The sequence below is a fragment of the Bacillus salacetis genome, assembly GCF_003581585.1.
Lineage (GTDB): Bacteria > Bacillota > Bacilli > Bacillales > Bacillaceae_B > Rossellomorea > Rossellomorea salacetis.
Map to the genome: position 1 here is coordinate 1 of NZ_QXIR01000100.1, position 389 is coordinate 389.

Here is a 389-nt window from a genome sequence, read left to right on the forward strand (position 1 = left end):
GCTCGTCTTGTTCAAACCCTTTTAATAGATTAATAAAGTGCTTTTCAAGATAGTCTTGATGAAATCGTTGGGATGAACAGCCGTTCACAGCGTAATATTTCTCTGCCAGCCTACAAACCCAACGATTGATTTCTTTGGTTCCGTTGGATCCTCGTCTCTCCAAGCTTCGTTCATACCCTAGTACATTACCGCATTCTCCGCAATACAACTTCTCTGTAAAAGAAGAATTTTTATGCTGGTCTTTAGAATACTTTTGGTAGTTCAGCTGCTTGAAGGCTTCGCTGCGTTTTTGGATAATGCTTTGTACCTTCTCCCATTCTTCCGGAGCAATAATAGGCTCATGGTGGCCCTCAATATAATACTGGGGTAACTCCCCTTCATTAGGAGCG

At 42.2% G+C, this 389-nt stretch carries 1 protein-coding gene; it reads right to left on the reverse strand.

The window, feature by feature from the left end:
• Positions 1–389, reverse strand: a 389-nt coding sequence (locus D3H55_RS23775; RefSeq protein WP_205685527.1) for a recombinase zinc beta ribbon domain-containing protein, incomplete at both ends; no start/stop codon positions are given.